This is a genomic window from Flavisphingomonas formosensis, from assembly GCF_009755815.1.
Lineage (GTDB): Bacteria > Pseudomonadota > Alphaproteobacteria > Sphingomonadales > Sphingomonadaceae > Flavisphingomonas > Flavisphingomonas formosensis.
On record NZ_WRPK01000001.1, the window covers coordinates 138,511 to 151,054 of the forward strand.

Below are 12,544 nucleotides of genomic sequence, written 5' to 3' on the forward strand. Positions count from 1 at the left end.
TGCGCGGCTCGGTGCGTCCGGAACGGGGGAGGATCGGAATGTCTGTCGCGGCGCTGGCCTATATCATCTTCGAATCGCCGAATGCGGACGGCTGGGCGGCCTTCCTCCAGAACACCGTCGGCCTCGCCCCGGCGGCGGTCGCGGGCGAGGGCCTGTTCTTCCGCCTCGACGATGCCGCCTGGCGGATCAACGTCCGCCCCGGCGCGACGGAGCGCTTCGCCGTCGCCGGCCTGGAGCTGGCGAGCAATGCGCAGCTCGACGCCTGTGTCGAGCGCTTGCGCGCAGCCGGCGCGCCCGCCGACGAGAATCCGGCGCTCGCGGCCGCTCGCGGCGTGCTTCGCCTGGTGCAATCCGCCGATCCCTGCGGCAACGCGATCGAACTGATCGTCGGCCGCACCCTCGGCTATGAGCATTTCGCCTCGCCCGCCGGGGTCTCTGGCTTCGTCGCGGGCGATATGGGGCTTGGCCATGTCGTGCTGCCGGCGCCGGAGATCGAAGCGGCGCGGCACTTCTGGCTGGAGACGATCGGCCTCGGCCTCACCGACACCATGACCTTCACGCTCGTGCCCGAGATCGGCCCGCAGACGCTCTATTTCATGCATGCCGACAATGCCCGGCACCACAGCGTCGCCCTGTTCGAGGCGCCCTCGCCGACCGGCCTCATCCATTTCATGCTGGAAGCGCGCACGATCGACGATGTCGGCCGCTTCATCGACCGGTGCGAGCGCGACGGCGTCCACATCGCCTCGCAGTTCGGCCGCCACAGCAACGACCGGATGATGTCGGTCTATGTGATGACGCCGGGCGGATCGATGCTCGAATTCGGCTGCGACGGCCTGCAGATCGACTGGCGGAGCTGGATCCCGACGACCAGCCTCGTTCCCGACCTGTGGGGCCACAAATTCATGGGCCCGCCGGGCGTGCCGGCGATCTGACCCTTCTCATCCTCCCCGGAACGGGGAGGGGGGCGTAGCGGCGACAGTGGCTTGCCGGGGGCAAGCCACAGCCGCGAAGCCGGCTCGCGGAGCGAGCCGTGGGCCCAGCATGGTGGAGGGGCCGTCGCTCGCAACCAGCGAAGCGCTTTTGTGTTAGCGGGCGCCCCTCCACCACACTTCGTGTGGTCCCTCTCCCCTGCGGGGGAGGATGAAGTTGCGATTCTTGCCGAAAATCCGCGCGCTATCTAAGGAAGGACGGAACGAACGGGGACGGGACGGACGTTGGCATCACGCAAGACCAGCCTGAACTATGAGGAGATCGACGCGCTCGACCGGCAGATCATCGCCGCGCTGAAGCGCGACGGGCGCGCCAGCAACCAGATGATCGCTAAGGAGCTCGGCCTCTCCGCCGCCGCGATCGGCGCGCGCGTGCGCCGGCTGGAGCGCGAGCGGCTGCTGCGTGTCGCTCTCGTCGCCGATTTCGACGTGATCGGCTGCGACCTGCTGCTCGTCATCGGCATCCGCGTCGCGCAGCGCGATCCACGCGCTGTGGCGCGCGACGTGGCCGAGCTGCCGGCGGTGTTCAGCTGCAGCATCATGGCCGGCTCCTACAATATCGAGGCGCTCGTCGCGCTGGCCGAGGCGGAGGCGCTCAAGGATTTCCTGGAACGCGATCTCGCCGCGATCGAAGGGATCAGCGACGTGTCGGTCGAGATCGCGGTGGACATGCTGAAATATGAATTCGATGTCGTTCCCTTCACGCGCTGAGGGGCTGTTGGGCAATGCGCCGCAAGCGCATTGCGCGGCACCGCCCTCCGCCGTCCTTCCAACGATGCTGCGCATCGCCGGAACCTTGGACGGCTCCGCCCGCACCCCGGGCTCCGACAGGAGCCCGCGCTCATGACCAAGCCATCGCTCGATACGGTCGATCGCGAGATCATCCAGCATCTTTCGAACGATGCCCGGATGAGCAATCGCGCCGTCGCCGACCTGCTCGGCGTCACCGAGGGCACCATCCGCGCCCGGCTCAAGCGGCTGCGCGAGGCGGGGCTGATCCGCTTCACCGCGCTCACCAATCTCTCGCGGCTCGGCGGCAGCCGGGTGATCTTCATCCGGGTCAAGGTGCATCTGTCCCAGGTACGCAAGGTCGCCGAGCTGATGACGCAGATGGACGAGCTCAAATGCGTGATCGTCACCACAGGCCCATATAATATCCTGGCGATGGGTACGTTCGGCGAGGCGGATCTGGGCGCCGAGGAGGTGGTGTCGCGCATCGGCACGCTGCCCGGCGTGCATGGCCTCGAAACCTCGATCACCATCCAGGTGATCAAATATAATGTCCGGACCGCGAAGATCCTGACGCCGCAGCAGGATCTGGATTCCGCCGATGACGAGTGAGGCCGCCCGGCCGGAGGGCGGCGTTCGCGCGATCCGGCGGGAGGAGCGGCGGCAGCGCCTGGTGCGTGCCGCGCGCGAGCTCTTGTCGACGGGCGACGGCGGCTTCTCGATGATCGAGCTGGCGCGCCAGGCCGAGCTCAGTCTCGCGACACCCTATAATCTCTTCGGTTCCAAGGCAGCGATCCTGCACGCGGTGTTCGCCAGCGAGGTGACGGGGCTGCGCCGTTCGGTGGAGGTCGCCGATCCGGCGGACCCGCCCTGCCTCGCGCTCAGTGTCGCCGATCACATCGCGCAGGCCTTCGCGCGCAAGCCGAATTTCTACCGCAATCTCTCCCGCTCGCTCTCCGGCCTGGGCACTGAGGAGGTGCGCGGCCTCGTCATCCCGCTCGGCGATACGCTGCTCGCCCCGCTGGTCGAGGCGATGGCGGCGGCCGGCATGATCCGGCCGGCGATGCCGCACGACGTGCTCGTCACGCAGCTCGCCTATGCGGTCAACTCGATCTTCGTCTCATGGGCGGTGCTCGACTGGCCGGAGCCGCGCATGGCCGCCGAGCTGCGCGTCGCGATCACGATAACTCTGCTCGGCGCCCTCACCGATCCGCCGCGCGCGGCGTTCACCCAGACGGTAGATGGCGCCGCGCGCGCGCTTGCGCTGTTGCGAGAGGGCTGAGCTTCAGCAGCTTCGGCGGTCAGGATCCTGCGGGAAACGTCTGACGCTTGGTGACCCTCATCCTGGCTTGGGATTGGCCCGGATTGGGTCGATAAGCGACAGTCGGCTATCGGGTTAGCGCGTGTCGCTGTCGGCCGTAGCCCGCCTCATGATGAATTGCGCCCGCTCTCGAACAGAGGGGGATTTGTCATTCAGAAGCGCAATTGCAGCTACGGACGCGTTTTCGACATCGTCGACGCGACTAATTAAGCCTTGCAACGCCGCTCGACGCACTACGGAAGATCGATCGTTCACGCCAGCCTGAATTACAGACGAAATATCGGCTTTAGTGATCAAAGACCGGCTGCGAGAAATCGGCACTCGCCGCTGTAGGCCCCTCGATTTATCGACCCATTTCCATTCCCACCCTTCATGCCACGTCGCTACGCCCTCGATCAGACATTGAGCGGCGAGCGCCCGCACTGCTGGTTGGAGGGCCTGGCGGGCCAAATGATCGAGATGAGTGTCAAGCCGATCACCCCTCAGGGCATATCGTAGCGACGTCGAGACTGGGCCAGACGTCTCGGTCTGGAAGAGGATGGCCATTTCGCGCGCAACATCTGGACGACAAAGCAACTTATCCAATACACCTCGTTCGACCGTCCAACGTCCCCAACTCCGCTGTCTCGGAAGAAGTGAGAAGGAGGCTTTGGCGATGATTTTTGCAGCAGTATCGGGAAAGCAGCGCGCGGCGCATTTCATTGCCGCTTCTTGCACCGGTTTCACCCAATCATTCAGCTGCCATACTATCGTTGCAAACTGGAATGCGCTTGGAAGCGCACCAGATATTCTATTCAGCGCCGCCTCTCTCAAAAATCCATCCCGGTGAAACAGAAATAGAAACTCAAGGCCCGGAATTCTGTCGAGTTGATCGCCATCCGTAAATTTAGGCGAGAAAAGGCGGACAAGCGTTGGATAATCCCTTCGCCACCGCCGTAAACGTGCTTGATCGGCTATTGCAGGCTCAATGGTCGAAACCCGCTCAGGCGCAAGTTCGTGTAGTCCGGTAATGACCTGCTCGATCTCCCGGCCAACCAATTTCTGTTGATCGAGGTTGTCGCCGACGACGGCGAGTGCGCGCGCGAGACTTTCTGGCAATCCGACGTTGGTCATGAGGGGAAGATATCGTGATCGCGCCATGTCCGCTATTGGCGATCGACATTGCCGCGCCAAAGGTTGGGGTTTGGGCGACTTTGGACGATGGCTATGGGGTCCCAAGCGTCAGATTTCGACCACCGGGAGGAAGGAAAAGACGTCACGCCTCCACGTCGATCCGGATACGCGTCAGCTTCAGCGCAGCGATCCTCCAGGCGCCGTCAACCTTGCGATAGCGCTCGGTATAATGGCCATAGCCGTGCATGTGGCGCATCGGCGATCCTTCCGGCCAGCGCAGCTTGTCCTCCATCGCCCAGATGCCGGTCGCATTCTCGGCGTCGACGATCTCGATCTCGGGGGTGTGGCCGTGATGCACGGTCGACATGTTGTCGAGATATTGGTGCTGCATCTCGAGGAAGGCATCGACGCCGCGGATGCGGAAGCTGGCATCGGGCTCGCGCCGGGTTAGGCCCGGTTCGATCGGATCGCCCTTATGATCGGCAGGGGTGAAGGCATAGCTGGTATCGAGTTCGAGATCCTCGGTGAAGAGGGTGCGGAACAGATCCCAATCCTTGGTATCCATCGCGCGGAAATAGCGGCCTTTCAGGCGCTTGATCTCCTCGATCGCGATCAACTTCTCGACATCGGTCATGGCCGTTCCTCTCCCGGATAGATCAGCGAAGGCCGCGGTCAGTCGGCCATGCGACGGCCCTTCTCCATCGCGGCATAGGGTTGGAACTCGATGAAGTTCGCGCAGGCGCCCGGCGGGGATTCGAGGCAGCGCACGACGGCTTCGGCCGGCAGCGACGGATCCATCGTCGCGGGCGCCGCACCACCGCGCCGATCCCATTCGGCAAAGGCTTCCTCGGTGATCTCCGGAGCCCAGCCGGTGCCGAAATGGGTGAGCGTCGAGCCGAGGCTGAACAGGGTGACGGCGATATTGTCCCGGCTGACTTCGATCCGCAGCTCCTGGGTCAGGCGCTCCAGCGCCGCCTTGGACGCGGCATAACCGCCCAGGAAGGGGAATTCGCTGGGATCGCGCACGCTCGATGAGCTGATGTTGAGGATGTTGCCGCCGCCCCGCGCGCGCAGATGCGGCAGCACCGCCTGCACCATGTTGACGACGCCGATCACGTTGACGCGGAACATCAGCAGCAGATCCTCTTCGCTGAGCCGCTCCACCGGCGCGATGCGCGACAGGCCGGCATTGTTCACCAGCCCGTCGATGCCGCCGAAATGCTCCGCGATGCGCGTCACCGCCGCCTGCGCGACCGCGCGGTCGGCGACGTCGCACGGCAGGGCCAGGGCGCGATCGCCGAATTCGCGTGCATTCTCCTCCAGGTCCGCGAGCGTGCGCGCCAGCATGCCGATGCGCGCGCCGCGGCGATGGAGCGTTCGGGCGATCTCCACGCCCACGCCGCGCGACGTCCCCGTGACGATATAGACCTTGTCCGTGATGTCCGGGGCGGCGGTGATCATCGCGAATGCTTCCTCCCTGATCGCGTGGCGTGCGGGTGCGATGCCAGCCGGTGCGGCCGGCCGCCATGCGGCTTGTTTAGTGACGGATCGGCAAGTCGTTTGATCGGATGGCGTTGCTGTCGTCGCCCTGCGGAGGCAAGGGCCCATGTCTCTTTTCCAGATTGGGCACATCGCCGTTTTTGAGAGCCATAGGCCCCTGCTTTTGCAGGGGCGACGCATGACGGCGGCCCGCCCCCCTCAGTTGAGCAGCGGCGCGACGCGAGTGTGGGCGCCGTCGCGGGCGAGCCGGCGTTCGCTGCGGAACGATCCGGGCGGCTGTTGCCACTGGGCGCGGAAGGCGGTCGAGAAATTGGCCGCATTGGCGAAGCCCAGCTTGTAGGCGATCACCTTCAGCGGCAGGTCCGTCTCGATCAGCAATTGCTCGGCGCGCTGCAGCCGCCAGTTGGCGAGATAGCGGCCGACGCTCTGGCCGGTATGCTGCCGGAACATGCGGCAGAAATAATGGGAGCTGAAGCCGCACAGCCGCGCGATCTCGGCCACCGTCGGGAAGCCGACGTTCAGGCTGTCGAGATAATCCTCGATGCGACGCAGGTGGCGGGGATCCAGGCCCGATTTCTTCTCCGGCTGATCGTCCCTGCGGATGGCGCGCGCGCATTCGATCAGGAGGGTCGTGCCCATCGATTCGATCAGCGCCTGGCCGGCGAAGCCCGGGTTCAGCGCTTCCTGCATCATGCGGCGCAGCAAGAGATGGATATTGGCATTGTCGACATCGAGCGCGCGGGTCAGCTCGACGAGGCCGAGGCCGCGCAGGCTGCCGATCACCTCCTCATAATCCTCGTGGAAGATGCAGCGTGCGGCGCGGATCTTGCCGCCGGTGCCGCGCCCGATCATCTCCTGATCCGGCACCGTGACCAGCACGCTGCCGATCGGGCCGAACTTGCTCGCCGAATAGCCGCTATACCGCCCCTCGGCCTTGTAGTCCGCGGCGCGGAACAACATCGAAGCCATGGGTCGCGCGTCGCTCCAGACGATCTCGACCGGCTTGGGTTGCTCGCCTTGGATCACCTCAATCGTGCAGGTGCTCGTTTCCAGCCGCGCTGTGGTCTCCAGCATGCCTCTCTCCCGCTGCAAAGGCGAAAGCCCCGTCTTTCTGGCCGATTTTCTCGACTCGCCGCAAGGCTCTCCGCTTTATGACGTTAAGGCTAGCGCTTCGGGGGCTCGGGGTAAAGAGGTTCCTCTATTGCCTCATCTCATCAATCTCACACAATAACGTCCCGACTCGAAAATCCCGCCTGCCGGACACGGGGCGGCGGCCGCCCTAATTCCCATACGAAACCGGCGGAAAAGGCGGGAAACGGAGCGCTGCTATGGGATTGGTGGACGGCAAGGTCGCGGTGGTCACGGGCATCGGCCCGGGCATGGGCAAGGAAATCGCGCTGCTTCTCGCGCAGCATGGCGCAAAACTGGTGATCGGCGCGCGCAGCGCGGCGACGGTGGACGAGACCGCGGACGCGGTCCGCGCGCGGGGCGGCGCGGTCGAGACGCAGCGGGTCGATCTCACCGACCACGCCTCCTGCGCGGCGATCGTCGAAAAGGCGGTGGCGACCTTTGGCGGCGTCGACATCATCGTCCAGAACGGCGCGATGATCGGCGACTATAAGACGGTCGAGGATGCCGATCTTGACGTCTGGCGCGCGCTTTACGAGGCGAACTGCCTCAGCGCGATCAGCCTCTACAAGGCAGCGCTGCCCTCGATGAAGGCGAAACGGGACGGGCGCATCGTGCTGATCAATTCGGGCGCCGGCAACAATCGTCCGCCCATCGGCCTCGCCTCCTACGCTGCTTCGAAGGGCAGTCTCGCCAGCCTCGTGCGCTCGATCGCGATTGAGGGAGGCGGCTACGGCATTCGCTGCAACGGCGTGCATCTCGGCGGTATCGACGGCGAGAATCACCGTGTCTGGATCGAGCAGATCGCCGCGCCCGCCTATGGCATGACGACCGACCAGTATCTGGAGATGCGCTACAACGAATATCTGCCGCTGCGCACGCTGCCGACGGCGGAGGACGCGGCCGGCACGGTGCTGTATCTCGCCTCCGATCTGGCCCGCTGCGTCACCGGCCAGGCGATCTCCGTCAATGGCGGCGAATGGATGGCGAAATGAGCGGCGCGGCCGCCATGTCCCGCTTTTCAAACCACGCGATCGTCCCGGAAAACCAAAGCGGAGGCCGCTCGTCCGCACGGACCGGCTAAGCTCGCGGCCAGAGTGGAGAGGAGAATCGGATGTTGCTGGAAGCGGGGAAGGTTGCCGTCGTCACCGGAATCGGGCCGGGCCTGGGCAAGGAGATCGCGCTGAGCTTTGCGCGGCTCGGCACGAAGCTCGCCATCGGCGCGCGCACGCAAAGCATGCTCGATGAGGTGGCGGAGGAGATTCGCGCGCTGGGCGGGGAGGTGATCGCGCAGCGCACCGATCTGTCCAGCCGCGATTCCTGTCACGCGCTCGTCCAGGCCGCGCTCGATGCCTATGGCGGCGTCGATATCCTCGTCCAGAACGGCCATGACCAGGGGGATTGGAGCTCGGTCGAAAATGCCGATCCCGATTATTGGCGCAAGACGATCGAGACCAACTTGTTCGGCGCGCTGCACCTTTTCCAGGCCTGTCTGCCTTCGATGCGGGCCAAGCGGGACGGGCGCATCGTCTTCGTCAATTCCGGCGCCGCCAATAATCGCCCGCAGCCGGGCCTTGCCGCCTATTCCGCGGGCAAGGCGGCGATGGCCAGCCTGGTCCGCTCGATCGCGCTTGAGCATGGCCGCGACGGCATTCGCTGCAACGGCGTCCATATGGGCGTGATCGCGGGGCAGAATGTGCAGCCCTGGTTCGAGATGGTGGCGCAGCAGAAGGGCGTCACCCTCGAAGAGCATATGAATGCCTATTACGATGCCTATCTGCCGCTGCGTTATGTGCCCACACCCAGGGAATGCGCCGGCTCGGTGATCTTCCTCGCCTCCGACATGGCCCGGGTGATGACCGGCCAGGCGATCTCCGTCAACGGCGGCGAGTGGTTCGCGAATTGAGCCTTCATCCTCCCCGCAGGGGGAGGATGAGGAAGGCTACCGCGCCCGCGCGGCCTCTGCCCGGTCCTCGTACATCAAATCCTCGATCGGCACCGGCTTGACCGCGGCGAATGATCGAGCAGCAGCGACTCCTGCGCTATAGCCGCGCGATGCCGCTCTTCTTCGTCATCCCGGACTTGATCCGGGATCCATTAGCCGCAGCGGTGCCCTTAAGACGCCACGCTGCGGCGAACGGATCCTGACTTCGCCGCAGGCGAGTTTATCCTGAGCGAAGTCGAAGGGTCAGGATGACGGGAAGGGGAGAGCAGCGCCCCGGCCATCCGTTGCCCAATATTCGAAACGAATAGCCCGATTCCCGAGCGCCTCCGTTTTGCCCCGTCCCCGGCCGGCGTCTAGCCTGCGCCGACGAGGACCGGGCCGCACGGATCGGCCCACAAGAGGAGAGGAACGCATGGCAGGTCGTCTGGCCGGTCGTCACATCATCGTGACCGGCGCCGCATCGGGCATGGGACGCGCGATCGCGACGCTGTTCGCCGCGGAGGGCGCGAAGGTCGCGCTGTTCGATCGCGACGCGAAGCGGCTGGAGGAGGTGGCGCGCGAGACGGGGCAGACTGCGATCGAGGTGAATGTCGCGGACGAGGCGTCGGTGAACGCCGCCGTGCGCCAGGCGGCGGACGCGCTGGGCGCGCTCGACGGCGTCGTCAACGCCGCCGGCATATTGCGCGAGCAGCCGTTCGACCTGACCACCGCCGCCATCTACGACGATCTCATGGGCGTCAATCTGCGCGGGCCCTTCCTGGTCTCCCAGGCCGCGCTGCCAGAGCTGCGCAAGGCGCCGAGCGCGACGATCGTCAACATCGCCTCCAACGCCGCGCTCAACCCGCATCCCGGGCTTGCCGTCTATTCGGCGACCAAGGCGGGGCTCGTCGCGCTCTCCCAGGCGATGGCCAAGGAATTGGGGCCGGGCATCCGCGTCAATGCGGTGTGCCCGGGCATCATCCGCACGCCGATGACCGCGAACATGTGGGAACAGGGCGGCATCGGAGAGCAGGCCGTCGAGGCCACCATCGCGCTCAAGCGGCCGGGCCAGCCGGAGGAGATCGCCGAGGTCTGCCTGTTCCTGACCGCGGAGCAGAGCAGCTTCGTCTCGGCCGGCGTGCTGGCCGTCAACGGCGGCGCCCTCTACTGAACGGAAGGACCATCATGGAGCAGGACGCGCTGAGCTTCGCCGGGAAGACGGTGATCGTCACCGGTGGCAATGGCGGCATCGGCCAGGGCATCGTCGAGGTCTTCTCGGAGCGCGACGCCAATGTCGTGATCGCCGATGTCGGCACCGCGCTGGAGCCGCCGAAGCTGCTGGGCAAGGGCCGCACCATCGACATACGCACCGACATCACCGATCGCGCTTCGGTCGATGCGATGGTCGCGCAGGCGATGGCCGCGTTCGGCCGGATCGACGTGCTCATCAACAATGCCGGGCGCGGCGAGGGCATGGCGCGGCTGCCCGACGTCACCCAGCAGATGATCGACTGGATGGTGAAGCTCAACATCACCGGCACGGTGAACTGCACCCAGGCGGTGGCGGCCGAGATGGTGAAGGCGGGCCGCGGCAGCATCGTCAACATCACCTCGGCCGCGGCGCTCTCCGGCATGGCCGGGCGCAACGACCCGATCTATGCGGGTGCGAAAGGCTTCCTGCACAGCTTCACCAAGGCGCTCGCCGCCGATCTCGGCCCGCAGGGCATCCGCGTGAATTCGGTGGCGCCGGGCTGGATCGTGCCGGAGCGCTCGGAAGCGACCTCGACCGGCAGCTTCTGGAACACCATGCCGATCATGGGCAAGCCGGACGAGGCCAATGCTGCATGGGAGGCCGCGCAGCAAAGCGGCCATGGCGGCGCGCCGACCAACCCCGGCGACCTGCCCCCGATCCGCAAGCTCGGCCGCCCGCGCGACATCGCCTATGCATGCCTCTATTTCGCGTCCGATGCTGCGGCTTATGCCACCGGTCAGCTGCTCAGCATCGGCGGCGGCGGCTATATGCCGTCTTGAGGCGAAGCTTGCGTTGCCTCCGGGGCGCACCGGCAACAGGAGCATGCGATGAGCGGCAAGGAACTCGACGGGCGGATCGCGATCGTCACCGGCGGCAGCAAGGGCATCGGCCGTGCCATCGCCGAACGGCTGGCCTCGGCGGGCGCAACGGTGGCGATTGCTGCGCGCAGCATCGATCGGCCGGCGGACGATCTCGCGGGGACCGCGGCCGAGGTCGTGGCGCTGATCGAGAGCCGCGGCGGCACGGCGGCGGCGATCGCCTGCGACGTCGAGAATGAGGCGAGCCGCAGCGCGCTGATCGAGGCGGTGATCGCCCGCTTCGGCCGGATCGACATCCTCGTCAACAATGCCGGCCGCGCGGTGCTGGAGCCGGTGGCGCAGATGACGATGGCGACCAGCTATGCCCAGGCCGAGCAATATCTTTTCGCGCCGCTGCACCTCTCGCTGCTCGCGGTCGAGCATATGAAGCGGCAGGGCGAGGGCTGGATCGTCAATCTCGGCTCGCACAGCGCCCTGCCGATCCAGGGCACGCTCGAGGACAATCTCCAGGCCGAAACCGGCCTCGCTTTCTACGGCGCGCTCAAGACCGCGGTGCATCGTGTCTCGCTCGGCTTCGCGATCGAATTGCTGCAGCATAATATCGCGGTGAACGTCGTCGCTCCGGTGCTCGCCATCGCGACGCCGGGCACCGCATCGCTCGGCCTCGTGACGCCGGAAATGGCGCAATATATGGAGCCGATCGAGCATATCGCCGAGGCGACCGTGGCGCTCGTCGCGCGTCCGCCGCGCGAGCAGAGCGGCGTCGTCGGTTTCTCCTACGAATATCTCGATCGCATCGGCCGGCCGACGATGACCTTGGATGGCACCGCCGTGCACACGCCGCGCAGCCCGGCCCTCATGTGAAGCTCCAGCCGCCGTCCACGACGATCGACTGCGCGCTGATCCGTCCCGCGCCGGGCGATCCCAGATAGAGCACCGCCGCGGCGATGTCCTCGGGCGTGCACATTCCCAGCGGCGGCGGGAAGCGCAGGCCCGGGCCGGACGGCGGGGTACCCTTGGCGCCACGCCCGCCCGGCGTGTCGACGCCGCCGGGCAGCACCGCGTTCACCGTGATGCCATGCTCGGCCAGCTCGAACGCCGCGCTCTGGGTGAGGCCGACGACGCCCGCCTTGGATGCCGCATAGGGCCCGAGCCCGTTCAGCATCGCGACGCGCGCGGACTGCGAGGCGATGTTGACGATGCGCCCGCCCCGGCCCGCGCCGATCATCGCCTTCGCCCCTTCGCGCAGGCACAGGAAGGTGCCGCGCAGATTGACCGCCTGGAACCGATCCCATGCCGCCGCGCTCGCCTCCAGCAGCATCACCCGGTCCTGCACGCCGGCGCAGTTGACCAGCAGCCAGGGGCCGCCCGGCGCCGCGGCGATCCCTGCGAACGCCTGCTCCACCGAATCTTCTTCGGCAATGTCCACCGTCGCCGCGCTGCCCCCGATCTCGGCCGCCACCGCCTCGGCCTGCGCGCCGTCACGATCGGCGACCACGACATGCGCGCCGGCCCCCGCCAGCACCTGCGCGATGCCGCGCCCGATGCCGGAGGCGCCGCCGGTCACGATCGCGACGCGCCCCGCCAGCCCGAACAATGTCTCCAGCGTGCCCATCCGCCTCTCCTCTCGCTTCCTCTCGCCGCAGCCTGCGCCGGATCGCGCGCGGCGTCAGGCCGCCGGACGCGGCTTTGCACGGCGCCCGAAAAGACTGGCCGGATCGCACAACAGATAGGCAGCCGATCGATCGCAACCCTCTTTCCCGCCCG

The 12,544-nt window shown here is 66.4% G+C and carries 14 protein-coding genes; 9 read left to right on the forward strand and 5 right to left on the reverse strand.

The genetic code is table 11. The features are described 5' to 3' along the window. Positions 1-38: 38 nt before the first annotated feature. The 4 genes from GQY20_RS00715 (at position 39) to GQY20_RS00730 (ending at position 3,003) form a co-directional block, all read left to right on the forward strand. Positions 39-935, forward strand: a complete 897-nt coding sequence (locus GQY20_RS00715; RefSeq protein WP_157215124.1) for a VOC family protein — start codon at positions 39-41, stop codon at positions 933-935. A gap of 282 nt (positions 936-1,217) precedes the next feature. Further along, complete coding sequence (locus GQY20_RS00720; RefSeq protein ID WP_157215125.1) at positions 1,218-1,703, forward strand: Lrp/AsnC family transcriptional regulator; 486 nt, start codon at positions 1,218-1,220, stop codon at positions 1,701-1,703. A 132-nt stretch (positions 1,704-1,835) separates the two neighbouring features. Further along, positions 1,836-2,333, forward strand: coding sequence for an Lrp/AsnC family transcriptional regulator (locus tag GQY20_RS00725; RefSeq protein ID WP_157215126.1), 498 nt, complete (start codon positions 1,836-1,838; stop codon positions 2,331-2,333). Continuing rightward, complete coding sequence (locus GQY20_RS00730; protein WP_157215127.1) at positions 2,323-3,003, forward strand: TetR/AcrR family transcriptional regulator; 681 nt, start codon at positions 2,323-2,325, stop codon at positions 3,001-3,003. Before GQY20_RS00725 ends, GQY20_RS00730 begins: the two co-directional genes overlap by 11 nt. A gap of 114 nt (positions 3,004-3,117) precedes the next feature. Here the strand turns inward: GQY20_RS00730 and GQY20_RS00735 are convergent, their stop codons facing one another. From GQY20_RS00735 to GQY20_RS00750, 4 genes are all read right to left on the reverse strand, one after another. Continuing rightward, a complete protein-coding gene (locus GQY20_RS00735; RefSeq protein ID WP_232475823.1) occupies positions 3,118-4,155 on the reverse strand; it encodes a hypothetical protein in 1,038 nt (345 codons plus the stop codon). A gap of 142 nt (positions 4,156-4,297) precedes the next feature. Continuing rightward, complete coding sequence (locus tag GQY20_RS00740; RefSeq protein ID WP_157215128.1) at positions 4,298-4,789, reverse strand: nuclear transport factor 2 family protein; 492 nt, start codon at positions 4,787-4,789, stop codon at positions 4,298-4,300. A 38-nt stretch (positions 4,790-4,827) separates the two neighbouring features. Then, the gene (locus GQY20_RS00745; protein WP_157215129.1) at positions 4,828-5,616 is read right to left on the reverse strand and encodes an SDR family oxidoreductase; all 789 of its coding nucleotides are present in this window, start codon (positions 5,614-5,616) and stop codon (positions 4,828-4,830) included. Positions 5,617-5,853: 237 nt separating this feature from the next. Further along, on the reverse strand, positions 5,854-6,729 hold the full coding sequence (locus tag GQY20_RS00750; protein WP_157215130.1) for a helix-turn-helix domain-containing protein: 876 nt from the start codon (positions 6,727-6,729) through the stop codon (positions 5,854-5,856). Between the two features lie 254 nt (positions 6,730-6,983). Between GQY20_RS00750 and GQY20_RS00755 the strand changes: the two genes are divergently transcribed. The 5 genes from GQY20_RS00755 to GQY20_RS00775 all read left to right on the forward strand — a co-directional run bounded on the left by GQY20_RS00755 (position 6,984) and on the right by GQY20_RS00775 (position 11,641). Further along, entirely contained in the window at positions 6,984-7,778 is a 795-nt protein-coding gene (locus tag GQY20_RS00755) for an SDR family oxidoreductase (protein ID WP_157215131.1), read from the forward strand. Positions 7,779-7,897: 119 nt separating this feature from the next. Further along, the gene (locus GQY20_RS00760; protein WP_198350800.1) at positions 7,898-8,689 is read left to right on the forward strand and encodes an SDR family NAD(P)-dependent oxidoreductase; all 792 of its coding nucleotides are present in this window, start codon (positions 7,898-7,900) and stop codon (positions 8,687-8,689) included. Positions 8,690-9,140: 451 nt separating this feature from the next. Continuing rightward, the gene (locus GQY20_RS00765) at positions 9,141-9,878 is read left to right on the forward strand and encodes an SDR family NAD(P)-dependent oxidoreductase (protein ID WP_157215132.1); all 738 of its coding nucleotides are present in this window, start codon (positions 9,141-9,143) and stop codon (positions 9,876-9,878) included. Positions 9,879-9,892: 14 nt separating this feature from the next. Continuing rightward, positions 9,893-10,738 carry an SDR family NAD(P)-dependent oxidoreductase gene (locus GQY20_RS00770; protein WP_157215133.1) on the forward strand — a complete coding sequence of 282 codons (846 nt, stop codon included), beginning with the start codon at positions 9,893-9,895 and terminating at the stop codon, positions 10,736-10,738. A gap of 48 nt (positions 10,739-10,786) precedes the next feature. Beyond that, complete coding sequence (locus GQY20_RS00775; protein WP_157215134.1) at positions 10,787-11,641, forward strand: SDR family NAD(P)-dependent oxidoreductase; 855 nt, start codon at positions 10,787-10,789, stop codon at positions 11,639-11,641. Here GQY20_RS00775 and GQY20_RS00780 read toward each other — a convergent pair. Then, on the reverse strand, positions 11,634-12,392 hold the full coding sequence (locus tag GQY20_RS00780) for an SDR family NAD(P)-dependent oxidoreductase (protein ID WP_232475824.1): 759 nt from the start codon (positions 12,390-12,392) through the stop codon (positions 11,634-11,636). The two genes, GQY20_RS00775 and GQY20_RS00780, sit on opposite strands and share 8 nt — an antisense overlap. Positions 12,393-12,544 lie beyond the last annotated feature (152 nt).